Source organism: Acinetobacter sp. YH16032, from assembly GCF_013417345.1.
In the GTDB taxonomy this organism is placed as follows: domain Bacteria; phylum Pseudomonadota; class Gammaproteobacteria; order Pseudomonadales; family Moraxellaceae; genus Acinetobacter.
On sequence record NZ_VPEE01000017.1, the window covers coordinates 1 to 23571 of the forward strand.

A 23571-nucleotide genomic window follows, 5' to 3' on the forward strand; every position below is an offset into this window, starting at 1 on the left:
GTCATGAGAAAGCCCATATAAATGGGTAATGTACAAGTTGCTGTAGAAGCATGTTTAATTCGTCTGATCACAGATACTTTATAAAGTATTTTAATACTTTTTTGAATCCGTCAATGCGTAAGTCCTAGAATATATATACATTTATTGACATTAAGTAATTTAAATAAAATCAATATACGTATTTGCATATATGTGGAAATACGTATATAAATATATCTGAGTTTCTAATAGCAGAGTCAGTCAAAATGTTCTCGACCATAAAGATTTATCACAATCCTGAGTGTGGTACATCAAGGAATACCTTAGCTTTAATTCAAAATGCAGGAATTGAACCAATCGTTATTGAATATCTAATTACCCCACCTTCGAAAGCAGAATTAATTGAACTTATTCGTAGTGCTGGTTTAAGTGTTAGAGAAGCAATTCGTAAAAATGTACCTCCATATTCTGATTTAGAAATTGTTCGGGAAGATTGGTCTGATGAACAGCTTTTAAATTTTATGCTTCAACATCCTATTTTGATTAACCGCCCATTCGTTGTTACGGATTTAGGTACACGTTTGTGTCGTCCTTCTGAAGTTGTTTTGGATATTCTCCCGTTTCCTCAGAAAGGCGCATTTAGCAAAGAAGATGGTGAAAAAATTATTGATGAAAATGGCCTAAGAATTAAATAGCACTTTCTCATCTCTTGAATGGAAAGAATGTGAAGGAGACTTATATGGATCAAGTTAATTTTTTTAAATGCTTATCAGATGAAACACGTCTCAATATAGTGACATTAATTGTTGAAAATAAAGAACTATGTGTATGTGATTTGACTGAAAAACTACAACTCAGTCAACCTAAAATTTCAAGACATTTAGCCCTTTTACGTGCTTCAGGGCTACTTCAAGATCGCAGACAAGGCCAATGGGTTTACTACAGTATCAATCCAAAATTGGCCAACTGGTGTTATGAAATTTTAGATATTTTGAAGACGGTTCAATCTCAATCAAAGCTGGATGATCAACACCCCCTTTCTGTAAATAGTTATTGTGAGTAATTCAATGAAATTTTTATTTTTATGTACTGGAAATAGCTGCCGTAGCATTTTGTCTGAAGTTTTGTTTAATAGCCGAGCACCAGAAGGTTGGAAAGCCTATAGCGCTGGGAGTAAGCCTTCAGGTCAAGTTCACCCGCTAACTTTAGAAACCCTTGAAAACTTAAGATTATCTACCGAAGGTTTATGGAGTAAAACGATTAATGATTGTGAACAATATCAACCTGATGTTGTGATCACAGTATGTGATTCTGCTGCTCAAGAAGCATGTCCACTTTATTTGGGTGGAGCAATCAAGGCACATTGGGGCTTGGCTGATCCTTCACACTTAGACGTGAATAAAGAAGAAAAAATGAAAGCCTTTATGAGCACTGTTGAACATATCAATCGTCGCTTAGATGCTTTATTTAAACTTAATGTAGATAAACTATCTCGCTCAGAATTGATTGCAGCAATTAATCAAATTTCGAACGTTGAGTAAGTGAAATGTCTGAAAAACGCTTATCTTTTTTAGATCGCAACCTGACGCTATGGATTTTTATTGCCATGGCCTTAGGCATTGCCATCGGAAACTTCTTTCCTCAGGCTTCTGTCGCACTCGATAAATTAAGCATTGATTCAGTGAATATTCCAATCGCGATTGGTCTTATTCTAATGATGTATCCACCACTGGCAAAAGTGAACTATGCGACTTTGCCACAAGTGTTTAAGGATAAGAAAACCCTTACTTTATCCTTAGTACAAAACTGGCTGATCGCGCCAGTACTCATGTTTGCCCTGGCAATCATATTTTTACATAGTTATCCAGAATATATGACCGGTGTCATCCTGATCGGTCTTGCTCGATGTATTGCCATGGTTCTGGTGTGGAATGGCTTGGCGTGTGGTGATAATCAATATGTTGCAGCATTAGTTGCCTTTAACAGCATCTTCCAGATTCTATTTTTCAGTACCTATGCCTGGTTATTCCTGACCTTCCTTCCACCCTATTTTGGTGTCGCTTCGCAGGTCATTAATGTCGATTTCTGGACCATCACCCATGCTGTTCTGGTTTATCTTGGTATTCCGTTCTTATTAGGTTTCTTAACGCGATGGATTTTGGTGAAACAGAAAGGCGTGGAATGGTATGAAACCAAGTTCATTCCGAAAATCAGTCCGCTGAGTTTAATGGCTTTGCTGTTCACCATTCTGGCCATGTTTAGCCTAAAAGGCGGTGATGTCGTGAGTCTTCCGCTTGAAGTTTTACGCATCGCGATTCCTTTAACCATTTACTTCGTTTTAATGTTCTTCATCAGTTTCTTTATGAGTAAATGGATGGGCAATGACTATCCTAAGACCACAGCAATTGCATTTACCGCAGCGGGGAATAATTTTGAATTATCACTTGCAGTAGCGATTGCAACTTTTGGTATCGCGTCCCCTGTTGCTTTTACCACGATTATTGGCCCACTGGTCGAAGTTCCTGTGTTGATTGCCTTGGTGAGTGTTTCACTCTGGCTGAGAAAGAAAGTTTTTAAAGAGGCCTAACTCTATGAATCTCCCAAATGTAGATCTAAATCTTCTTGAGCAACCCACCTTTGAAAAAGTTCAAGCCAAAGAACTTGCTCATCCTCCGCGAATTTTGCTGCTGTATGGCTCTAATCGAGAACGTTCTTACAGTCGCCTTGCAGTTCTTGAAGCCGGTCGAATCCTTGAGCATTTTGGGGCGGAAATAAAAATCTTTCATCCTAAAGGGCTTCCTTTACCAGAAGATGCGGATACTGAGCATCCAAAAGTAAAAGAGTTGCATGAGCTTTTAGCATGGTCAGAAGGCATGGTCTGGTGTTCACCTGAACGCCATGGTTCTATGAGTTCCATCTTTAAATCTCAAATCGACTGGATTCCACTGGCAGGAGGGGCAATCCGTGCAACCCAAGGTAAAACTCTTGCCTTGATGCAAGTCAGTGGCGGATCACAGTCCTTTAACAGCCTGAACCAGATGCGTATTTTGGGGCGGTGGATGCGGATGATCACCATTCCAAATCAGTCTTCAGTTCCAAAAGCTTTTTTGGAGTTTGAAGAAGATGGACGAATGAAACCTTCGGCTTTCTATGACCGGATTGTGGATGTGATGGAAGAGTTATTTAAGTTCACCCTACTGACTCGTGGACAAAGCAAATACCTGACAGATCGTTATTCAGAACGTAAGGAATCAGCTGAAGAATTATCTAAACGTGTCAATCAGCGCAGTTTGTAAGCTGCCAGTTGATCTTAAATGCAAAAGAGACATTCTAAATTAATCATTCTTGGCTCAGGTCCTGCGGGTTACAGCGCTGCGGTATATGCAGCACGGGCTAATCTTAAACCCACTTTAGTTGCAGGCTTACAACTCGGTGGTCAATTAACCACGACCACTGAAGTCGATAACTGGCCGGGTGATCCAGAAGGTTTAACAGGCCCCGCACTCATGGAACGTATGCAAGCGCATGCGGAACGTTTTGGCACCGAAATCGTCTATGACCATATCAGTAAAGTGGATTTAAGCGTTCGTCCATTCGTGCTGAAAGGCGATATGGAAGAACTCACCTGTGATGCCCTGATTATTGCCACAGGTGCAACGGCACAATACTTAGGTCTTGAGTCTGAAGCCAAATTCATGGGGCAAGGTGTAAGTGCCTGTGCAACTTGTGACGGTTTCTTCTATAAGAACCAGAAGGTGATGGTTGTAGGCGGTGGTAACACTGCGGTTGAAGAGGCGCTTTACCTGTCTAATATTGCAGCTCACGTGACTTTAGTACATCGCCGAGATTCATTGCGTTCTGAAAAAATTCTACAAGACCATCTTTTTGCAAAACAGAAAGAAGGCAAAATTAGCATTCTTTGGAACAATCAAGTGGATGAAGTGTTAGGCGATAACACCGGAGTAACTGGAGTGCGTTTAAAATCCACTGTAGATGGATCAAAGCAAGATATTGAGGTACAGGGTTTATTCGTGGCAATTGGTCACAAACCAAATACTGAGATGTTTTCAGCGCAACTTGAGTTACGTGATGGCTATATTCAGATCCAAAGCGGAACAGCGGGGAATGCCACTGCTACTTCAGTGCAAGGTGTATTCGCTGCCGGTGATGTGGCTGATTCAGTTTATCGCCAAGCGATTACTTCAGCAGGCTCCGGTTGTATGGCTGCATTAGATGCTGAAAAATATCTTGATAGTTTAAGTTGATTTTGATGTTGTCATAAAAATATAGTGAATATTGTAAAAGCCCAGTCTTCAGGATTGGGTTTTTATATTAAAGAAAAAATAAAAGGGGACAAGGCTTTGAATCAGAAACAGACGGAAACTGATGTCATCATTATCGGTGGTGGACAGGCAGCTTTATCTACAGCTTATTTTTTAAAGCGAAAAAAAATACCATTTATTATTTTAGATGATCAAAATCAAGCAGGTGGAGCCTGGTTACATGCTTGGAATTCTTTGCGTCTGTTTTCACCGAATAGCTGGAGTTCCTTACCAGGTTGGGTTATGCCGAATACAGAACAAACGTATCCGACCAAGAAAGAAGTTATTGAATACTTGCAGCAATATGAGCAGCGTTACCACTTTCCGATTATTCGTCCTGTATATGTTGATCACGTCAAAAGCGAAGGAGAAGTATTGAGTGTGCATGCAGGTGAACAGACATGGAGAGCCAAGGCTGTAATCAGTGCAACGGGCACCTGGAGTCATCCTTATATCCCATCTTACCCTGGCCAAGAAAATTTCAAAGGTCTGCAATTACACTCCGCCCATTATCAAAATGCAGAACTTTTTAAAGATAAGCACGTCATGATAGTCGGTGGTGGAAATTCTGGAGCACAAATTTTGGCTGAAGTTTCCCAAGTGGCAGACACTCTTTGGATCACGCCAACACCTCCTCAATTTTTAGCAGATGATGTTGATGGCCGTGTACTGTTTTTACGTGCGACAGAGCGTTTAAAGGCACAATTAGAAGGCCGTACAATAGATCAGCCTGTTGGCGGTCTGGGTGATATTGTCATGATTGATTCAGTCAAAGATGCACGTGCACGAGGCGTTTTACATAGTGAGCGCCCATTTTCGGTTTTTACGGAAAATGGCGTGATTTGGGAAGATGGATCTTTTCAACAGGTTGATGCAGTGATTTGGTGTACTGGATTTAAAGCGACTTTAGACCATTTAAAGCCACTTGGAATAGTAGAGGAAAATAATACGATACTGGTTGAAGGAAGCAGATCAGTCAAACAATCTAACCTATGGTTAGTAGGATATGGTGAATGGACCGGACCTGGTTCAGCGACACTGGTGGGTGTTTCAAGGGCAGCGAGAGCCACAGTGGATGAAATCGTTGCTTATCTACACGAAGTTGATACTAAAAATTCTTTAGAAAAATAAGCTATCTACTCCCTTAGATGATTTTAAAGCCAATTCTTTTACTTTCATGCTTCAGCTATATCAGGTGAGTTAAAGTAATTCCATTTTCATAATTTTAGTCGCCCTACCTAATTATAAATACCAAGCCTTGAATAGATAAAAAATCTATTCAAGGCTTTAGTGTCATCTCAATAAAAGTACAGGTTTTATTGAGCTTGACAACAATTTGGTCGTCGTACTCCCAATAAAAAACTGGCGTATCTTTGAGTGACCATATGCACCAACCACCATCATATCAATAGCGTTTTTCTCTTGGTAATCTAATATTGATTTATCGACATCACCTTCAAGTACGATATCAATTACATTAAAACCATTATTTGCAAGCAGCTCTTTTGCCCAAGTAACTTGAGATGTCATATCACTATTTGGCTTACCAACATATACCACATGAGCTGTCAGGGTTTTTAATAAAGGACTATTTGCAATTTTGTCTACACAAATACGTGCAGTAGGACTTCCATCAAAAGCAATTAAAAAAGACTTAGGTGGACTAAAGGGTGCAGATGTTATTAATACGGGTTTATGAAGGGCACGAACAACATTTTCAATATGGGTTCCAACTTTACTGGAATCATGCTCGGTTTCAGTTCCATGCTTCCCCATAATAAGAACTCGAATGTCTTCTTCCATTCCCATAATTGTTTCTAAAAGACTGCCGTGACGTTGAAAACTTTGAGCATCAATAGAGAACTTCTCCAATAGATAATTCTTTGCTTCCCGAAGAAGAATTTGGCCATGCTCTAGCTCAATCTTCCCCTTACGCTCTTCAAGTTCAACCAACTCATTTAGCAATGTTTCTCGACTTCCCAAGCCGATTGCACCGCTTAAATCTTGTGGTGCTTTCGCTTTTGGCTTATCAATAACATGTAATAACTTAAGCGGTGAACTAAGTTTATCGCTAAACCAAGCTGCATAATCACAAACGGTATTTGTTGCTAATGATCCATCAATACATGCAATAATTTTTGACATAATTCATCCCTCTTAGTGGCTATTTAAGCGATCTAAAGCATCTGGCTTATCATGGATACCAAACTTATCGACTAAGGTTTTGCTGGCTTCATTCATTCCAATAAGTTCGACTTCTGTTCCTTCACGTCTAAACTTAATGACCACTTTATCTACGGCAGCGACCGCAGACACATCCCAGAAGTGAGCCTGGCTAACATCAATCACAACTTTTGAAAGTGCTTCTTTGAAATCAAATGCAGAAGTAAATTTATCTGCTGAGCTGAAGAACACTTGACCTGTTACCGTATAAATACGGGTATTTTCAGGTTCATTAAATTCGGACTGAATTGCCATGTAGCGTTCAATTTTATTGGCAAAAAATAATGCAGAAAGAAGTACACCGACTAATACGCCATAAGCCAAGTTATGTGTTGCAACGACCACGACGACTGTAACGATCATCACGATATTGCTAGAAACTGGATATTGGCGAATATTTCGTAATGAATCCCAGTTAAATGTTCCGATTGCTACCATGATCATGACCGCAACCAGTGCAGCCATTGGAATGACTTTGAGCCAGTCACTGATAAACACCACCATAATTAACAGGAAGACCCCAGCACTAAATGATGATAAACGGGTACGTCCACCAGATTTCACATTAATAATGGATTGACCAATCATGGCACAGCCTGCCATTCCGCCTAAAAAGCCAGATGCGACATTGGCAACACCTTGTCCTTTACACTCACGGTTTTTATCACTATTGGTATCGGTTAAATCATCCACAATTGTTGCGGTCATCATAGATTCAAGCAAACCGACGGCTGCTAATCCCAGTGAATAAGGCAAAATAATAGCTAAAGTTTCAAGATTTAAAGGAATATCAGGAAGTAAGAAAATTGGTAGCGTATCTGGTAATTGCCCCATATCGCCTACGGTTCTTACATCTAAACCAATGAACAAGGCAAAGAGCGTAAGGAGGACAATACAAATGAGAGGAGAGGGTAAAAGCTTCCCTATCACTGGGATATAAGGGAATAGATAAATAATAGCTAAACCTCCAACTGTCATCGCATAGACATGCCATGTCACATTGGTGAGTTCAGGCAATTGAGCCATAAAAATTAGAATAGCTAAGGCATTCACAAAGCCAATCACGACTGACTTTGATACAAACCGCATCAGAGCACCTAATTTTAGATAACCTGCTAGGATTTGAATAAATCCTGTCAAAATTGTGGCTGCTAATAAGTATTGCAGACCATGGTCTTTAACCAGTGTGACCATTAATAAAGCCATTGCACCAGTTGCAGCAGAAATCATACCAGGGCGACCACCTACGAAAGCAATCACAACTGCAATACAGAATGAAGCATATAGCCCGACTTTAGGATCGACACCTGCAATGATGGAGAAGGCAATTGCTTCAGGAATTAGAGCCAAAGCAACAACAATACCCGCAAGAACATCCCCGCGAATATTGGAGAACCATTGTTCTCGAATAGTGGATAACATGAAAATAGCCTATTTTTTTAAATTTTAGGAAAGGCTAGTGATGTGATATATGACACACAAGCTACTACACCACATCACTAGACAGTGATGAGTTATTTACTGAATTAAGAGGTAAATAAACTTATGGTGGCGTAAGTGTCATATTAAGAAAGATATCTATTTTGGAGGATTTCGGGGGCAATGATAGCAGCTAGGTCCTTTTATATCCACCCTAGCCGCAATTTGAAAGAAAATATAGGACACTTCTGCAAATAAAAATTTGAGTCAATGATGTTCCCTTGAAGAAATGGATTTGAACAACCATCAAAAATAGCAGTTAAAGACAGCTACTTTTATTTTGTACATGCTTATTTTATTGGGATTGCGCTTAAGTGATATAAATTTTACAAAGGGTAGATAAAAATTGATACTTTTTCTTAGATCAACACTTTAGTGTAACTTTAGAGCATACTTTAAAGTTACACAAAACATCTATATGAAGACTAAAGTCCAAATTAGTGTTTATGTTGGTTCAATGTATTACATTTCGTATTTTCTATTTGTAACGTAATTTCAGTAATATTATGATTATGTTTTAGAACTTCTAAGGCCTTTTGATAGAGTTGATCTGTATTGCTATTCGGAGCAACCAAATGAGCAGTTAAATGAATATTTCTTGAGGATATAGCCCAGACTTTCAACTGATGAATCCCTTCAACGCCCTCTAGCTTCAATAAATCATTTCTTAACGACTCAATATCAATCTCATCAGGAACTCCTTCAAGCAGAATATGAATACTTTGTTTTAATAAAATCCAAGTTCGAGGTAAGACCCAGAAGCCAATTAACACAGCGATTACGGTATCAACCCACATCCACTGGGTAAAATAAATAACTATTCCTCCGATAATCACGCCTATCGATCCTAGAGCATCACTAAGAACTTCTAAATATGCACCTTTTATATTTAGACTTCCTTCAGCACTAGCAGAAAGGATTTTCATTGAAATCAAATTTATGACCAAACCAATGACCGCGACAATCATCATTCCAACACTTTGAATTTCAGCAGGATTCGTAAAACGTTGATAAGCTTCATATACAATATATATTGCTACCACAAAAAGCATCACCGCATTAAACAGAGCCGCTAAAATTTCAAATCGCTGATAGCCAAAAGTTCTTTTATCATCTGCGGCTTTTTTACCAATTTTGATAGCGGCAAGAGCAATAGCTAAAGCGGCTACATCAGTAAACATATGAGCTGCATCAGATAACAAAGCCAAACTTTGGGTAATAAAAGCAGCGACAACTTCTACTATTAAAAAAGTGGTCGTTAAACCTAAGGCAACCATTAACTTCTTACTATTTTCTTCAGTAACAACCGCATGGCTATGATCATGATGTTCTGACATAAAATATTTTCCTTATTCTATTTATGATGAGCAGAGATATTGGATAACAGCCAATATCTCTGCTGTAAATCGACTAATCTATTGGATTAAGAAACTTTCTTTTCATTTATCCAACGATAAAGCACGGGTAACAGCACCAAAGTTAGTAATGTTGAAGAGATAATCCCGCCAATCACTACGGTTGCCAGTGGCCGTTGAACCTCAGCCCCTGTTCCGGTTGCCAGCGCCATTGGTACAAAACCCAGTGAAGCCACACAAGCTGTCATCAACACTGGTCTTAAGCGCAAAATAGCCCCTTGCCACACGGCTTTATGCACTGGATATTTGTCCCTTAATTCCTTAATAAAGGTCAGCATTACCAGTCCATTGAGGACTGCAACACCAGATAAGGCAATAAAGCCAATTCCAGCTGACATCGATAATGGAATATCCCTTAGCCAAAGGAACAGCACACCACCGGTCAAGGCAAAGGGTACCCCGGTAAAGACCAATAGACTTTCTTTGACATTGTGAAAGACCGCCATCAGTAAAATAAAGATAGTGATTAAAGCCAGTGGAATCACGATTTGCATCCGTGCTTTGGCTGAAGCCAAATTTTCAAACTGACCGCCATATTCTATCCAATAACCACTTGGCAAAGTGTATGCTTTGAGCTGTGTCTGTACATCAGAAACAAAAGACCCTAAATCACGCCCTTCAACATTCGTTGTAACCACAACTCGGCGTTTACCATTTTCTCGACTGACTTGGTTGATTCCTTCAATGGTCGAGACTTGCGCGACATCCGACAATAAAATACTGCCACCATTTGGAAGCTGAATAGGTAACTGGGAAACAGATGCGACACTACGGTCTTGCTCTCCAAGACGGATAACAAAATCAAAACGACGATCGCCTTCTAAAATCTCTCCCACGCTTTGTCCACCAATACTTGCAGCCACCACATCCTGAATAGATTTCACACTCAAGCCATACTGGGCAGCTAAAGCTTTATCAATCTCTACATTGAGTAAAGGCAGACCCGAAGTTTGTTCAACTTTCACCGCACTGCTACCTGCGACTTGCTGAATGATTTTCGCGATTTTTGCAGCCTCAGTATTCAAAACCTGCATGTCATCACCAAAAACCTTCACCCCCACATCACTGCGTATACCTGAAATCAGTTCATTAAAACGTAGCTCAATAGGCTGAGAAAACTCACTGTTATTGCCGGGAATTGTCGCAAGATAAGCTTCCATTCGGGTTCGAAGTGCATCTAGGCTTTCTTTTGAATCTGGCCATTCCTCACGTGGTTTCAGCATGATATAACCATCGGAAATATTCGGTGGCATCACATCTGTCGCCACTTCAGCAGTCCCGGTACGGGCAAATATAGCTTTAATTTCGGGAAAGTTTTTCAGTAAAAGCTTTTCGGTATTTTCCTGAATACGTAAAGACTCTTCCAAGCCTGTGCTTGGAGAACGTAATTGCTGTACCGCAAAATCACCTTCACTCAGCTGGGGTGCAAACTCACTGCCAATCTTCGTGCTGAGCAGACCCGTAATGACCAGGAGACAAATGGCAAAAGTTAAAACCACCGCTTTGTAATGATAGGCTCCATCCAATATCTGTTGATATCGGGTTTTGAGCCAGATCATCCAACGGCTTTCCGTTTCTTTGATCTCCCCTTTAACCCATAAAGCAACTGCAGCGGGCACAAAGGTGATCGATAAAATAATAGCTGCCACCAGTGCGAGAACAACGGTTAAAGCCATCGGATGAAATAGTTTTGCTTCTACACCACTTAAAGCAAAAATCGGCAAATACACCACCAAAATAATAAGCTGACCAAAAATAAGAGGACGACGTGCTTGGCGGGCAGCCAGAAAAACTTCCTTAAAGCGTTCACTTTGTGTGAGAGGTCGTTTTAACAGTTGCTGTGTATGGGCTAAACGCCGGATACAGTTTTCGACAATCACCACAGCACCATCGACAATGATGCCGAAATCGAGTGCACCTAAACTCATCAGATTGGCACTGATATTTTTCTGTGCCATCCCGGTTAAGGTAAACAGCATAGAGAGTGGAATGACACAGGCAGTAATCAAGGCAGCACGGATATTCCCTAAAAACAGGAACAGAATGATGATGACCAGGATTGCTCCCTCTACCAAGTTTTTCTGAACGGTTTTAATCGCCTTCTCAACCAAGGTAGTACGGTCGTACACCGGTTCAATCACTACCCCTTTAGGCAAACTATTCTGAATATCTTGAAGCTTGGCATCCACAGCTTTAGAAACAGTCCGGCTATTTCCACCCATCGCCATCATGGCAATCCCTAAAACGGTTTCTTTGCCGTTATAGGTTGCCCCACCGGTTCTTAAATCATGCCCAATAGAGACTTGCGCAATATCACCAACCCGAATTGGGCTGCCATTTGGGCTACCCAGCATGGTGTTCTCAATATCAGAAAGCCCATTGAATGTACCCGGTACACGTACCGTCAGTTGCTGACCATTGTCTTCAATATAACCTGCACCTCGGTTCTCATTATTTTGCGCTAAAGCCTGTTGCAGTTGTTCTAATGAGATATTCAGTTGCTGCATCCGGTTTAAATCGGGAGAGACCACATAGGTTTTTTCAAAACCACCAATACTGTTGACCTCTGCAACTCCCTTAACACGTTGCAGTTGAGGACGCACAATCCAGTCCTGAATCTCACGCAAATCCATCGGCGTGTATGCAGTTCCATCCGGCTTTTTCGCATTCGGATCTGCCTTCAGTACCCATTGATAAATCTCACCGAGACCCGTAGAAACGGGGGACATCGTCGGTGCGATTTGTGCAGGCAACTCAGATTGCGCCTCCTGTATCCGTTGGTTAATCTGCTGACGGGCCCAATAAATATCAGTCCCATCTTTAAAGACAATGGTGACTTGAGAGAGTCCATAACGGGATATGGAACGGGTAAGCTCCAGATCCGGAATGCCAGCCATGGCATTTTCAATGGGATAGGTAATCCGCTGTTCGACTTCAAGCGCAGTAAAACCCTTGGCTTGAGTATTAATCTGGACTTGGGTATTGGTAATATCGGGTACAGCATCAATCGGGAGTTTCTGATAGCTATACACCCCGACCGCAATCCAGGTACAGACAAAGAGCAACACCCAAATCGCATTTTGTATGGAAAACTGAATGATTCGTTCGAATAAACCTTCTGGTTTTGGCAGATCAGAATTAATGTTCATGGCCTGCCTCGTCTTTTTCTAATTCAGATTTCAACAAGAAACTGCCTTGAGCGATATACTTCTGCCCTTCAGTCAGCCCAGAAATCACTTCAAGCCATTGTCCATCACTTGAAGCCTGCCCCAATTGCACTTTCTGTGCTTTTAAGTGGACTTGACCTTTTTGTTCTGAATCTACGATGAAAATACTGTCTTCACCTTCAATACTTTGCAGCGCAGACTTTTGAATCCGAAGGGCTGATTTTGCTGTAGCTTCCGGAATCAACACTCTCACTAACACATTAGAACGCAACTCAGTAGCTTGCGCATCGAGTTTTGCGCGCACCACCAGACGCCCTGTTTGTACATCTGCCTGAGAGGTTAAGCTTTGTACAGTAGCTTTATAGATTTGATCTGAATCATTCACTTTAAAGTCAATTTTTTGCCCGGCTTGCAGTTGACCTGAGAATTGATTCGGCAAATTAAACTCAAGCCATAAATCTTTCAGCTGTTCAATGACAAAGAGCTGATTAGCCAGTTGCACATTTTCACCGACCACAATATCTTTTTGACTGATCACCCCAGAGATCGGTGCTTTAATCAGAAAACGCCCATTGTTATTGCCACTTGCACCTAATGCATTTAAACGTGCTTGTGAGGACTGGACAGTAATCTGCGCTTGACGGTAGGCATTTTCGGCACGCTGGTAATCCTGTTTGGCAGAAATCCCCTGTGACCAGAGTTGCTGTTCGCGCTGGTAATCTTTACGGGCCAAATCCAGATTCACCTGTGCCATACGCAGATTTGCCTGTTGGTCGATCAGTTCAGGCACGATTAGTACAGCCAGCGTTTGTCCTTTTTGCACGCTCTGTCCTAAAGCCACATTGACCTGCTCGACATGACCACTAAAATTAGGCGATATATGCGCTTGTTGATCGGTATTCACCACCAATTTACCTGGCAGGGTTGTCAGCTTTTCAACCAATCCTGTGGATGCAACAGCAACTTTTAAACCTTGTTCAACCATTTGTTGGCTGGTCAGTTGTATTTCGCCTTCTTCAGCATGTCCTTCTTCAGAACTATCTTCATCAGAATGTTCGGCATTTCCCTCATCATGACCATGCCCCTCAGATTCAGTTTTTTTTGAACTTAACCAAATAACCAGACTGACCAAGACCGTAATCAGAATCAAAATTGCAATCATGAGAGACTGGGATATTTTTCCGTTTTGCTTGGCGTTCATTTTATCGTGCTCCCCCATTGATTAAATTTTGCGATGCTTCGACTGCCTTTTTATTCAGTTGTGTATAGGCATCCGAACGGCTAATTTCTTCATAACTTGTGCCAATACTGAGTGCCTCAGCTGCGAGGGCAGTTTGCCAAGCTTGACGTAGAATTTGTAATTGACCCAATCGAAGATTCTGCAGTTGGGTGGTTGCTTGCTGAACGTCGGTAATGGACAGTTTCCCTGCCTGAAACCCTTGTAAAGTACGGCTCTGAACTTTGGTCGCCAAAGTAACTTGTGCTGTTGTGGCATCGAACTGGCTACGTAAACCTTTGAGCTGATGCATGCTGTTGGCAATATTGAGTATTTGTTGCTTCAGCTCACGCTGCTGCTGTTGGTTCAGCAATATTTGCTGTTGCTGGACCATCGGGATCGCATATTGCTGGCGGTTGAAAATATTCAGTGGAATAGCCACGCCGATTGCCAAAGTCGTATCGTTGCTTTCATTAGGGGTTTTGCTACGTTTCATGCCTACATTTAAAGTCGGATTGGGACGTGCCTGAATTCTTAAATTTTCAATTTGATGATCCGATTGCTGAATGTTCAAGGCATAGAATTTTTCTAGCCACCCTTCAGCAATATACCGTTGCACAGTTTGGAGACTTTGCTCTGGCCAAGGGATAGCGGTTTTATTCAATTGAAGATGTGAAGATGTTTCTCCCCCCCACAAATTAGACAGCTGACGACCGGCAGCTTGTTTATTCAGCATCGCTTGCTGATAAAGTCGTTGGATTTCTAGCGCTTCAATTTGGGTACGCTCAAAATCAACCAGGGCAATACTGCCTGCCTGATAGCGTTTCTGGGCACTGTCCAGATTGGCTTTACTTGTTTTTAACTGTACTGAATAAGCAGACTGCTCAACCTCAGCAAGTGCAAATTGCGACCATGCAAATTTAACAATCAGTTGGCTTTGTGCCTTCCATAATTGCTGTTGCAATTGGATTTGTTGATTCGAGGTATTGGCAATCACCCGGTTCAGCTTACGCTGACCAAATAGATCTAGAGGTTGACTAACGCCAACATTGAATTCCTGTTCTTGACCTGAGCCAAAGCCAGACTGTTCTAAACTTATACTTGGATTCTGCCATAACCGACTTTGCTGAATATTCAATTCAGATATTTGCTGAACTTGTTGCCACAGCTTGTCTTGAGTCTGGTAACTTTGTACTTTTGCTAAAGCGGATTCAAAGCTGGTAACGTTTTCAGCATAGCTATATTGCATAGCCGCTGCACATATACAAGCAACCAAGCTATGACGCAAGAGTATAATTGATTGTGAAGACATGATTTTTCCCACTTATTTAAATAATAAAAGTGGTGGGAATGTTTTAGGCTACCCCACCATGAGCGGGGAAAATTTGGGAGGTGGGCTTTGTTGAAACAGGTCAGGAGCCTGATAGCTGTTTTTCCAATGAAATTGTGGATTCACTTTAACTTCAGAGCTTGGATGAAACACATCTACTTTTTCATTTTGTACAATCAAATGCGTCATCGATGGTAGATGATCTTGATGATCTTCACCGATTTCTAAATCGCTACTGAATGTTTTTATGTTTTCTGACTGTCCATTATGATCGTGTTGACGACTATCGCTGGCACACAAGGTATTTTGGTGATGACCAAAATGATAACTCTGCTGTGATTGAGGCTGTTGTTCATGGACACAAAAGGCCGCCGCCACATTCCAAAAGCTTTGGAACATGAACAATCCAACCAAGACTGTAATCCATGTAGTAGAACGCATCATCATAACAATCGAAAAATTTGTACCAAGTATAAGGCTTAGAGCCACTCCAAGGTCAAGCTTAATAAATTAAATTAAACATTCAATGAACACTGAATAGCCGGCACTTTTGCAAATTTACCTTGTCTCTATAAGCTCACATCAATTTCAGGTAAGAATAACAATAGATAGTGAACCGTACCGGGTTTGTCGGAGACTTTTTATTTAAGTTAGGCCACCTGACCTAACGGGTTAATCTTATCATAGTACATTGCTTCAAACTCAAAAGGCGATACATAACCCAATGCGCTGTGTACACGCTTTTTGTTGAACCAATCTACCCAATTTAATGTCGCAAGTTGTACATCCGCTAAACCTTGCCAGTCTGCTTTTAAATATTCAATCACCTCTGTTTTGTATAACCCATTCACTGTTTCAGCCAAAGCGTTATCGTATGAATCACCGGTCGTACCGACTGATGCTCGTAAATTTGCTGCTTCTAAACGAGTAGATCTCGCTTTGCTCGATGTTCTGGGTTTTCAGCAATATCTAGTGTTCGATAATAGGTAGAAGCTGAGATCGGTAAAATCCTACAAATCGCCTCAACACCATATAACGCCTTATTGTTATGGATGAAATCCACCATTATTTGTGTGGGCGGTCGAGCTCCGCCTGGGCGAAAAAAGCGGCTGCTTTACGCAGAATTTCATTGGCACGCTTTAATTCTTTGATTTCACGTTCCATTTGCTTCATTTTTTCTTGATCAGAGATCTGTTGTACTTTGATAGGATTTTGCTCATCTAAATGCTTTTGATGCCAAGCACGAAGTGTTTCAGGAGTACAACCAATCTTAGGCGCAATAGCTGTGATCGCAGCCCAATTAGATGGATAGTCTTTTTCAGATTCAATCAATAATTGAACCGCTCTTTCTCTGATTTCAGGGGTATATTTTAATTTGGTCATCGGAACATTCTCTCAGAATACTGAGTCTCCGACAAACCCGGTACGGTTCATTGTGTTTTCACATAAATTTCACTATCTGAGAACTATTTTAGGTGGAAAGTAATAGTTGAAAGTTTCTAAATTCTTAAAATACAGGGGTATAATTAAATGGCTATAGAATTTGTTTCCAAATCAAAGTTACCTACTGCATTTGGCGATTTTGAAATTATAGCATTTCAAGACCAAAGTACTGGTGAAGAACATATTGCTCTTGCCAAAGGCATGGGTACTATTTCTAATCAACCTGTACTCGTTAGAATTCATTCAGAGTGCTTAACAGGTGACGCTTTTGGATCACTCAAATGTGATTGTGGCCCCCAATTACATTCAACCATGAAAATGATTAATGATGCAGGTCAAGGTGTGATCTTATACTTGCGCCAAGAAGGTCGCGGCATAGGACTAACCAATAAAATTCGAGCTTACGCCCTTCAAGACCAAGGACATGATACTCTTGACGCCAATTTATTATTAAATTTACCAGCAGATGCTCGTAAATATGATGTGTGTACCATTATGTTAGATTATTTAAAAATAAAGAATGTAAAACTCATTACAAATAATCCCCTTAAAATTAAATCTTTAACTGATTTAGGAATTAATGTTGTTGAACGTATTCCTTTAAAAGTTGGTTTAAATATCTTTAACAAAGCTTATCTTGAAACAAAGCAAAAACGCATGTCACATCTATATGATAATAGTGATTTTTAAAAAGCGATCACTTTTAGAAAAATATCCACGTATAAAGTTCCATCTCCCTTTCGGGAGAAAGACAAGATAAAATATTGTTTTATATTCAATTATGGTTTTAAAGAAGATTTATGAAAGCTGCCTGACTATTCTTTATTTTGTCTCAGTATCTGTGCAAAAACCGTCACTTTTTCTAAAGTAGCATTCATTCCCTTATTAAAAAAAGTATCGACAAGCGCTGAGCCAATAATAATAAGATCTACTTTATTGGCTAGTGCTTTAACATGGCTTTCATTTTTGATCCCAAAGCCAATTGCAACTGGAATATTAAAAATTGGCTTAATTTCAGTTATCTTTTTCTCAAGATTAGATAGATTGAAGTCTCCTCCTGTTAAGCCATTTTCTGCAACATGATATAAAAAACCTGTCGCGCGCGCTGAAATTTGCTCTAACCTTTCAACTGGGGTCGTCGGCGCGGTCATTGCAATTAAATGCATATTTTTTTCATTTAATTGCACCTCAAATTTTTCTCGATATCCATATGGAGCATCTAAAATCAATATTCCATCTATAAGATTTTCTGTTTCAGCGATAAGTGTCTCAAAACCATATTGCATAATCGGATTTAAATAAGTCATGAAAATTATTGGTGTCTGGTCATCATGCAGCCTGGTTACTTTTACCAACTCAATGGTCTGTTTTACCGTTTGACCTGCATCTAAAGCCCGAAGATGCGCTGCCTGAATGATCTCTCCATCTGCCACTGGATCAGAAAATGGAATACCCACTTCAATAATGTCAGCCCCTGCTTGACCCAATTGGCTTAACAGACGACAACTTTCTGTAAAATTAGGATCTCCAGCAGTAAAATAACAGACCAGACCGCTTCGATTTTCCAGTTTCAATTGCTCTAATTTTTGATCTAGACGGTTCATGCTGTAGCTCCTGCAAGATATTTTTTGACCGTGTTTAAGTCTTTGTCTCCTCTGCCACTTAAATTGACAATAATGATCTGTTCTGGCTGCATTTCTTGAGCAAGTTGAATCGCATATGCAATCGCATGAGAACTCTCAAGAGCAGGAATAATACCCTCCTGTTGACTTAAAAGCTGAAAGGCATTTACCGCTTCTTGATCGGTGATCGCCGTATATGTAACACGTCTTGTTTCAAACAGAAGACCATGCTCAGGACCAACACCAGGATAATCTAAGCCAGCTGATATAGAGTGCCCCTCTAAAATTTGCCCATCTGAATCTTGTAATAAATAAGTTAAATTGCCATGCAGCACACCGACTTGACCCTTGCAAATAGAGGCGGCATGTTCACCGCTATTTGTTCCTTTTCCACCCGCTTCAACGCCAAACATTTTGACATTCAGGTCTTCTAGAAAAGGATGCATCAACCCTAATGCATTTGACCCCCCACCAACGCAAGCAACTAGAGCATCAGGCAGCTTATTTTCTTTCTGGAGTATTTGGTTTCTGGCTTCTAAACCAATAATTTTCTGAAATTCTCTGACCATGGTGGGATATGGATGAGGGCCTGCACCCGTACCCAATAGGTAATAGGTTGTATCCACATGACGAATCCAGTCACGTAATGCTTCATTCATGGCATCTTTTAAAGTCCCACGCCCTTTTTGAACACTCCTGACTTCAGCACCGAGTAATTTCATGCGCTCAACATTCATTTGTTGGCGCTGAATATCTGTTTCTCCCATAAAAATGGTACATTTCATCTTAAACAGCGCGCAAACCGTTGCTGTTGCAACACCATGTTGCCCAGCACCCGTTTCTGCAATGATTCTGGTTTTGCCCATAAATTTGGCTAATAAGATTTGGCCTACACAATTATTGATCTTATGCGCACCCGTATGGTTCAAATCTTCTCGCTTGAAATATATTCGAGCGCCGCCTGCATAAGCTGTTAGGTTTTTTGCATAAAAAAGAGGACTAGGACGACCAACAAAGTCCGTTAAAATCTGCTGATATTCAGCCCAAAATTCAGGTTTGTGCCGAACATTATTAAAGGCTTGCTCTAATTCTTGAAGTGCTGGCATTAAGCTCTCTGGCATGTAACATCCGCCAAATTTACCAAAAAATCCTAAGTCATCAGGACCATTACCTGTATAAGGGGTTGTCATCTCATATCTCTTTTACTATCAAAACTTGTTCGATCTTAAAATATTTTCATTTTTCTGATAATTGATATATTTTGAGCTTATGGTGTTAGAAAATTTTACAACATGAAACGCAGAACATTACCTCCTCTTAATGCTTTAAAAGCTTTCGAAGCTGTCGCCAGAAATAAAAGTTTCAGCTTAGCTGCCGAAGAATTATGTGTCACCCATAGTGCGATTAGCCATCAAATAAAGCAGTTAGAAGAATGGTTGGATAAAAAATTGTTTATTCGACATTCCTCGACCATCTCTCTGACGGTGGATGCCGAAGAATTATCGCTCGTTTGTATGGAGCTTTTTAATCGTTTAGAACAATGTGTCTTTGAGTTAACAAATAAAACTTCAGAAGTAGAAGTTGTCATAGGCGCTTCTCATAGTTTTATGGCAAATTGGCTGATTCCTCGATTAGAAAAGCTCGAAGTCATTTATCCCAATATCCATATCAAATTAATGACATGTAATGACTTAAAATTGTTAGAAAAAGAGAAGGTTGACATATTGATCAATAGCGTCAGTGAGCATCATCTACTTCCCAACTTTTTGAATAAATATCTGTTATTTCCCGATAACATGGGTCCTATTTGTAATCGTGAAATAAATCTTCTTCATTCCGTAAATGATCTTTTAAACTATCCATTACTTCATACCCACTCAAATAAAAGTGCATGGCATACATGGTTTGATCAGTTTCAAATAAGCTTTTGCCCAAAATCCAATGACCGTTATTTTGATAGTCTGAATTTAATGATAGAAGCTGCCGTGTCTGGGTTAGGAATTGCCATAGCACCTCAAATTCTAGTAGAAAAAGAAATGTTAAATGGAAAGATCATTGCCCCTTTTGGTTTTATCTATTGTGACTATAATTTTTATGCAATGGTCAGAAAAAATAATGAAAATCGTGATGTTATGAATATCATTAATTGGTTAATGGCCGAAGAAAAAAGTTAAACATTTAATCTTTGATTTGAAAAATTCTATTCAATTGCTCATCTATAACGTCTATTTCACATTCTATTCACGCTGTGCTGCCTAAGGTATAAACATACACTTCTTACGGACACTGTTGATGAGACTTGTAAAAACACTAATTGCTACAGCCTTATCCTTGCCGCTTCTGTTGTTAGCCGGATGTAAAAGTATTCCCAGTTATTCAGCCGATTATGCCCAATCCAGAACCGGTATTCAGGGGATAGCGCTGGATCAGGCTAAAGCTCAGGATATCGGCCTCCGCTTTACCTCAGCCTTTAATACCTTGGGCACACCGGAATTTGTGGAAAATGCTGGAGCACTGTATGCCGACCAGCTGTTTATTAACGATACGCTATCGCAATTTTCATCCCGTCAAAATCTACTCGAGCACTTTCAAGGCATGAACAAACGGGTCAGCAAGGTCAGCGTCAAGCTGTTAAACGCTTCTTATCATCAGGACTCTGCCTATGTGCACTGGCATATGGCCTATGATTTTAAATTGTTCGGCACGACCCGCAGTATGGACTCTTACGGTATCAGTGAAATCAAGATCAACGAAAACAACAAGATTATTTTCCAGCAGGATTTCTGGGACCCTGCGAATGGCCTGTACCGTTCCCTGCCTTATGTTGGAGGAGTCTACTCATGGCTACTGCCTTTCAAAAAATAGCGATTAGTACAGCGTTAGTGATGGGATGTAGCTTCTGTCCATGGGCACAGGCACAAAGCCTGAATCAATGCGGCAATGGTCCGCTGATGGTGGGTCAAAAACAGGTCGGTATGGCCAGTTATTTTGCCCAAAACTGTAGCCAATTCTGGGAAAAACAAAATATACAGATGGACTTTTCCTATACACAGAATATTCCGGAATGGGCATTTAAGCGTGCGGCCACACATTTACTGAAACGTAATGTTAAAGACGCAAAAATACATGCTCTATTCAACCCAATCACCGATTTGTATCGTCCGGTCAGATCAGGCGACCTATACCGTTTAAAATACAACCATGCTACACAGACCCTGAGCTTATCCTTGAACCAGCAAGGTTTAGGGCAGCTTAAACATCCTCTGGCACAACAATATTTTAATATATGGCTGGGTCCCCAGCCATTTAGTGCTAAATTAAAACAGCAATTATTAAATTAGTATCTGCCGCTATGTCGAAACATTTTATCCTGATGGTTGAAGACCATTATGAACTGGCATCTACCCTATGCGAGTTTCTGGAAGAACATGGCTTTGTGGTCGATCATGCCCGCAATCTGAGTGCTGCTAGACAATTACTGAAACAGCAACGCTACCATATCTTGCTACTAGACATTAATTTGCCTGATGGTTCTGGTTATGAATTGTGCGAGTGGTTACGCAATGAAGAGGGGTTGGACTTACCTGTCTTGATGCTTACCGCTCGGGATACCTTGGATGATAAACTCAAAGGTTTCAATTCCGGCACGGATGATTATCTGGTCAAGCCCTTTGACTTTAACGAGCTGGTGGTTCGGGTCAAGGCCCTGATCAAACGCTCCCTGGGTGAAGTATCCAACAGTCGTCTGCAAATTCATGACCTAATTTTGGACCCCGCAACACAGCAACTAACTCGAGCTGGCCAGAACATTGAATTGCCTCCAATTCAGTTTAAACTTTTGAAGCTACTAATGCGACATTCTCCTAAAGTACTGACCAAACAGGAAATTATGATGCAGCTTTGGGGTGACGAAGAGCCAGAAAGTGATGCTCTGCGCACTCATATCTATAATTTACGCAAAATGGTCGATAAACCCTTTGAACAAAAGCTGATTCACACCATATCCGGGATTGGTTTAAAGATTGCTTTCGAAGATGAAGCCTAATTTAGGTACACAACGACAATCAGTCCAGTGGTCATTGCCAGGTCAACATTCTGATGGGTGACAATATAATATTGCCTGTCAAACAGCTCCACACGCCAACCTAGCTGTTTGCATAGCTTTTGCACCAATTGCAATCCAATGCCATGCCCTTTGATTTCCAGTTGTAGCTGCTGGCCAGACAGTTCCTGAACCTTAGAATTGTTAGGTAAAGGCATGCCGACCCCATTGTCAGCAATCAGCACTTTATTTTTTTCTAGAATCACATCAATTTCTGTGCCCTGTGAATAGTTCAGTGCATTGCGCAGAATATTACCAAACACCATTTTGGTCATGGATGGATAAAGTTTACGCGGCTGTTCATCGAGGTCTTTTTGCAGGTCTATCTGCATGCCTTTGTTATGACTGACACTTTCCAGATCCTGCACCAGATTGTCCAGACATTCTGAAAGCATGGTCGGTTCAGCAGTTAAAGTATTGGTGGTATTGCGGGCAATGGCCAGCAAGGTATCGACCAGCAGCTGCATGTCTTCAATGGTGTTATGCAGGCGGGTAAAGGACTTGTTGTCGCCATAGCGTGCCTGACACAGCTGCACATTCCCTTTTAAAATGGTCAGTGGCGTGCGCAGCTCATGGCTAACATCTCCGGTAAATTCACGCTCACGCTGAATAAATTCGCTTAATACCTGATGATATTTTTCCAGCGCCTGCTTGAGGTATTCAGCTTCCAGATTAGAGTCGGTGCGGATGTCCTGAAAAGGCGAAGCCTGATTTTTCTGATGTTCCCAGTCGATATGTTCTAGCGCATTGGCCAGACGGGTAATCGGGGAAAAATAGCGCCGGGCCCGACGGTTCCACCACCACAGCACACTATATAGCACAAACAGGCTGACCATCAGCGGTGCCAGACCAAACAGCCATACCAGCTTGTTGACGTTGCTTTCGCCAAAGACCAACAGGACATGCTGTCCGTCTTTTTCACCATACACGGTCATGCGCTCCTTGCCATCGACAAAATGCCGATTCACCCCTTGCTCAAGTGACATATTCTTAAATTGGGAGGGTGGCACAGTGTTCCAGCGGTAACCATACAGGTTTTTGGTATCGGGCAATTCTGCGGCAGGATTACGTTCTAATCGCTGCCAGTAGTGTGACATTTCCTGTTCTAGCGCCGTTCTGAGCAAAGAACCTTTAATCACCCAGGCACTGAAGCCAATCCCAATCACCACAGACAAGGCAATGAATCCGATTTGCAGCCAGTAATAGTGGTTAAATACCTCACCCAGAGGATGATCGTGTTTGTCCCTGAACAGCTTTAACATTGGTGCATTCC

General features: G+C 40.9%; 22 protein-coding genes, 1 pseudogene and 1 other annotated feature. Of the genes and pseudogenes, 12 read left to right on the plus strand and 11 right to left on the minus strand.

The genetic code is table 11. The annotated features are described in order from the left end of the window. The first annotated feature begins 245 nt into the window (after positions 1-245). From arsC to FTV32_RS09965, 7 genes are read left to right on the plus strand one after another with little or no spacing between them, the layout of a single operon-like run. Entirely contained in the window at positions 246-674 is a 429-nt protein-coding gene (gene arsC / locus FTV32_RS09935) for an arsenate reductase (glutaredoxin) (RefSeq protein WP_004644743.1), read from the plus strand. Positions 675-718: 44 nt separating this feature from the next. Then, positions 719-1042: a metalloregulator ArsR/SmtB family transcription factor gene (locus FTV32_RS09940; protein ID WP_004644742.1), complete on the plus strand. Its 324-nt coding sequence runs from the start codon at positions 719-721 to the stop codon at positions 1040-1042. Positions 1043-1046: 4 nt separating this feature from the next. Next, entirely contained in the window at positions 1047-1520 is a 474-nt protein-coding gene (locus FTV32_RS09945; RefSeq protein ID WP_005220137.1) for an arsenate reductase ArsC, read from the plus strand. A gap of 5 nt (positions 1521-1525) precedes the next feature. Continuing rightward, on the plus strand, positions 1526-2566 hold the full coding sequence (gene arsB / locus FTV32_RS09950) for an ACR3 family arsenite efflux transporter (RefSeq protein WP_004644740.1): 1041 nt from the start codon (positions 1526-1528) through the stop codon (positions 2564-2566). A gap of 4 nt (positions 2567-2570) precedes the next feature. Next, the gene (gene arsH / locus FTV32_RS09955) at positions 2571-3275 is read left to right on the plus strand and encodes an arsenical resistance protein ArsH (protein ID WP_004644739.1); all 705 of its coding nucleotides are present in this window, start codon (positions 2571-2573) and stop codon (positions 3273-3275) included. Positions 3276-3293: 18 nt separating this feature from the next. Beyond that, complete coding sequence (gene trxB / locus FTV32_RS09960) at positions 3294-4244, plus strand: thioredoxin-disulfide reductase (protein ID WP_004726777.1); 951 nt, start codon at positions 3294-3296, stop codon at positions 4242-4244. A gap of 24 nt (positions 4245-4268) precedes the next feature. Continuing rightward, the gene (locus tag FTV32_RS09965; RefSeq protein WP_004726779.1) at positions 4269-5432 is read left to right on the plus strand and encodes an ArsO family NAD(P)H-dependent flavin-containing monooxygenase; all 1164 of its coding nucleotides are present in this window, start codon (positions 4269-4271) and stop codon (positions 5430-5432) included. 162 nt (positions 5433-5594) lie between these two features. Here the strand turns inward: FTV32_RS09965 and FTV32_RS09970 are convergent, their stop codons facing one another. The 8 genes and pseudogenes from FTV32_RS09970 to FTV32_RS10005 all read right to left on the minus strand — a co-directional run bounded on the left by FTV32_RS09970 (position 5595) and on the right by FTV32_RS10005 (position 16514). Continuing rightward, a complete protein-coding gene (locus FTV32_RS09970; protein ID WP_004726781.1) occupies positions 5595-6446 on the minus strand; it encodes a universal stress protein in 852 nt (283 codons plus the stop codon). Positions 6447-6458: 12 nt separating this feature from the next. Further along, positions 6459-7946 (minus strand): SulP family inorganic anion transporter, encoded by a 1488-nt coding sequence (locus FTV32_RS09975; protein ID WP_004726783.1) that lies wholly within the window; start codon positions 7944-7946, stop codon positions 6459-6461. Positions 7947-8440: 494 nt separating this feature from the next. Beyond that, positions 8441-9340 (minus strand): cation diffusion facilitator family transporter, encoded by a 900-nt coding sequence (locus FTV32_RS09980; protein WP_005028603.1) that lies wholly within the window; start codon positions 9338-9340, stop codon positions 8441-8443. An 86-nt stretch (positions 9341-9426) separates the two neighbouring features. Continuing rightward, a complete protein-coding gene (locus FTV32_RS09985; protein WP_005028604.1) occupies positions 9427-12567 on the minus strand; it encodes an efflux RND transporter permease subunit in 3141 nt (1046 codons plus the stop codon). Then, positions 12557-13786, minus strand: a complete 1230-nt coding sequence (locus FTV32_RS09990; RefSeq protein WP_016658777.1) for an efflux RND transporter periplasmic adaptor subunit — start codon at positions 13784-13786, stop codon at positions 12557-12559. Before FTV32_RS09990 ends, FTV32_RS09985 begins: the two co-directional genes overlap by 11 nt. A 1-nt stretch (position 13787) precedes the next feature. Then, positions 13788-15113: a TolC family protein gene (locus tag FTV32_RS09995; RefSeq protein ID WP_035269736.1), complete on the minus strand. Its 1326-nt coding sequence runs from the start codon at positions 15111-15113 to the stop codon at positions 13788-13790. A 48-nt stretch (positions 15114-15161) separates the two neighbouring features. Beyond that, positions 15162-15575, minus strand: a complete 414-nt coding sequence (locus tag FTV32_RS10000; protein WP_005401819.1) for a cation efflux protein, CzcI-like — start codon at positions 15573-15575, stop codon at positions 15162-15164. A 206-nt stretch (positions 15576-15781) separates the two neighbouring features. Next, positions 15782-16514: pseudogene (locus FTV32_RS10005) on the minus strand (integrase core domain-containing protein). Then, positions 16123-16239 (minus strand) — a sequence feature (AL1L pseudoknot). Its footprint overlaps the pseudogene before it by 117 nt. Before the next feature lie 147 nt (positions 16515-16661). Here FTV32_RS10005 and ribA point away from each other — a divergent pair. Then, a complete protein-coding gene (gene ribA / locus FTV32_RS10010; protein WP_035269041.1) occupies positions 16662-17264 on the plus strand; it encodes a GTP cyclohydrolase II in 603 nt (200 codons plus the stop codon). Positions 17265-17389: 125 nt separating this feature from the next. Here the strand turns inward: ribA and trpA are convergent, their stop codons facing one another. After that, positions 17390-18178: a tryptophan synthase subunit alpha gene (trpA, locus tag FTV32_RS10015; protein ID WP_035269040.1), complete on the minus strand. Its 789-nt coding sequence runs from the start codon at positions 18176-18178 to the stop codon at positions 17390-17392. Then, a complete protein-coding gene (gene trpB / locus FTV32_RS10020) occupies positions 18175-19386 on the minus strand; it encodes a tryptophan synthase subunit beta (RefSeq protein WP_035269038.1) in 1212 nt (403 codons plus the stop codon). Before trpB ends, trpA begins: the two co-directional genes overlap by 4 nt. Positions 19387-19488: 102 nt before the next feature. Here trpB and FTV32_RS10025 point away from each other — a divergent pair, with 102 nt between their 5' ends. The 4 genes from FTV32_RS10025 to FTV32_RS10040 all read left to right on the plus strand — a co-directional run bounded on the left by FTV32_RS10025 (position 19489) and on the right by FTV32_RS10040 (position 22241). Beyond that, a complete protein-coding gene (locus FTV32_RS10025; protein WP_180028553.1) occupies positions 19489-20370 on the plus strand; it encodes a LysR family transcriptional regulator in 882 nt (293 codons plus the stop codon). Between the two features lie 118 nt (positions 20371-20488). Then, a complete protein-coding gene (locus FTV32_RS10030; RefSeq protein ID WP_035269030.1) occupies positions 20489-21061 on the plus strand; it encodes a nuclear transport factor 2 family protein in 573 nt (190 codons plus the stop codon). Next, positions 21037-21537 carry a chalcone isomerase family protein gene (locus tag FTV32_RS10035; RefSeq protein WP_035269027.1) on the plus strand — a complete coding sequence of 167 codons (501 nt, stop codon included), beginning with the start codon at positions 21037-21039 and terminating at the stop codon, positions 21535-21537. Before FTV32_RS10030 ends, FTV32_RS10035 begins: the two co-directional genes overlap by 25 nt. Positions 21538-21548: 11 nt before the next feature. Beyond that, entirely contained in the window at positions 21549-22241 is a 693-nt protein-coding gene (locus tag FTV32_RS10040) for a response regulator transcription factor (protein WP_035269024.1), read from the plus strand. Here FTV32_RS10040 and FTV32_RS10045 read toward each other — a convergent pair. Next, positions 22238-23560, minus strand: coding sequence for a HAMP domain-containing sensor histidine kinase (locus tag FTV32_RS10045; RefSeq protein WP_035269052.1), 1323 nt, complete (start codon positions 23558-23560; stop codon positions 22238-22240). The two genes, FTV32_RS10040 and FTV32_RS10045, sit on opposite strands and share 4 nt — an antisense overlap. Between the last annotated feature and the right edge of the window lie 11 nt (positions 23561-23571).

Excerpts from the sequence above, each read along its gene's own strand:
- trxB (WP_004726777.1), top strand. The coding sequence starts at position 3,294 with ATGCAAAAGAGACATTCTAAATTAATCATTCTTGGCTCAGGTCCTGCG.
- FTV32_RS09970 (WP_004726781.1), bottom strand. The coding sequence starts at position 6,446 with ATGTCAAAAATTATTGCATGTATTGATGGATCATTAGCAACAAATACC.
- FTV32_RS09945 (WP_005220137.1), top strand. The coding sequence starts at position 1,047 with ATGAAATTTTTATTTTTATGTACTGGAAATAGCTGCCGTAGCATTTTG.
- ribA (WP_035269041.1), top strand. The coding sequence starts at position 16,662 with ATGGCTATAGAATTTGTTTCCAAATCAAAGTTACCTACTGCATTTGGC.
- arsC (WP_004644743.1), top strand. The coding sequence starts at position 246 with ATGTTCTCGACCATAAAGATTTATCACAATCCTGAGTGTGGTACATCA.
- FTV32_RS10030 (WP_035269030.1), top strand. The coding sequence starts at position 20,489 with ATGAGACTTGTAAAAACACTAATTGCTACAGCCTTATCCTTGCCGCTT.
- FTV32_RS10040 (WP_035269024.1), top strand. The coding sequence starts at position 21,549 with ATGTCGAAACATTTTATCCTGATGGTTGAAGACCATTATGAACTGGCA.
- FTV32_RS10000 (WP_005401819.1), bottom strand. The coding sequence starts at position 15,575 with ATGATGCGTTCTACTACATGGATTACAGTCTTGGTTGGATTGTTCATG.
- FTV32_RS10045 (WP_035269052.1), bottom strand. The coding sequence starts at position 23,560 with ATGTTAAAGCTGTTCAGGGACAAACACGATCATCCTCTGGGTGAGGTA.
- FTV32_RS09980 (WP_005028603.1), bottom strand. The coding sequence starts at position 9,340 with ATGTCAGAACATCATGATCATAGCCATGCGGTTGTTACTGAAGAAAAT.
- FTV32_RS09940 (WP_004644742.1), top strand. The coding sequence starts at position 719 with ATGGATCAAGTTAATTTTTTTAAATGCTTATCAGATGAAACACGTCTC.
- trpA (WP_035269040.1), bottom strand. The coding sequence starts at position 18,178 with ATGAACCGTCTAGATCAAAAATTAGAGCAATTGAAACTGGAAAATCGA.
- FTV32_RS10025 (WP_180028553.1), top strand. The coding sequence starts at position 19,489 with ATGAAACGCAGAACATTACCTCCTCTTAATGCTTTAAAAGCTTTCGAA.
- FTV32_RS10035 (WP_035269027.1), top strand. The coding sequence starts at position 21,037 with ATGGCTACTGCCTTTCAAAAAATAGCGATTAGTACAGCGTTAGTGATG.
- FTV32_RS09990 (WP_016658777.1), bottom strand. The coding sequence starts at position 13,786 with ATGAACGCCAAGCAAAACGGAAAAATATCCCAGTCTCTCATGATTGCA.
- arsH (WP_004644739.1), top strand. The coding sequence starts at position 2,571 with ATGAATCTCCCAAATGTAGATCTAAATCTTCTTGAGCAACCCACCTTT.
- arsB (WP_004644740.1), top strand. The coding sequence starts at position 1,526 with ATGTCTGAAAAACGCTTATCTTTTTTAGATCGCAACCTGACGCTATGG.
- FTV32_RS09995 (WP_035269736.1), bottom strand. The coding sequence starts at position 15,113 with ATGTCTTCACAATCAATTATACTCTTGCGTCATAGCTTGGTTGCTTGT.
- FTV32_RS09985 (WP_005028604.1), bottom strand. The coding sequence starts at position 12,567 with ATGAACATTAATTCTGATCTGCCAAAACCAGAAGGTTTATTCGAACGA.
- FTV32_RS09975 (WP_004726783.1), bottom strand. The coding sequence starts at position 7,946 with ATGTTATCCACTATTCGAGAACAATGGTTCTCCAATATTCGCGGGGAT.
- trpB (WP_035269038.1), bottom strand. The coding sequence starts at position 19,386 with ATGACAACCCCTTATACAGGTAATGGTCCTGATGACTTAGGATTTTTT.